General features: G+C 38.4%; 1 protein-coding gene. It reads left to right on the top strand.

What is annotated here, in order from left to right; all coding sequences use genetic code 11:
* Positions 1 to 23 precede the first annotated feature (23 nt).
* Positions 24 to 294, top strand: a 271-nt coding sequence (locus ACSG5Z_RS31140) for a nicotinate-nicotinamide nucleotide adenylyltransferase (protein WP_435712886.1), incomplete at its 3' end; no start/stop codon positions are given.

Here is a 294-nt window from a genome sequence, read left to right as displayed (position 1 = left end):
GGTAAAAGGAAGGGGCGTTTATTTTGAGAAAAATTTGCATCATTTGCGGTACATTTTATCCGCCACATTATGGGCATTTGCTAATTGCAACTGAAGTATATCACGCTTTGAATTTAGAAGAAGTATGGTTCTTACCGAACCAAATTCCACCGCATAAACAAGGGCGGAATATTACTAGTGTAGAAAATCGATTACAAATGTTAGAGTTTGCGACTGAGGCAGAGGAACATTTTTCTATTTGTTTAGAAGAGCTAAGCAGGAAGGGCCCATCGTATACGAATGACACTATGTTAC

This window comes from Bacillus pretiosus (genome assembly GCF_051294775.1).
GTDB classification, from domain to species: Bacteria; Bacillota; Bacilli; order Bacillales; family Bacillaceae_G; genus Bacillus_A; species Bacillus_A wiedmannii.
This window is presented reverse-complemented; position numbering and strand designations above follow the sequence as displayed.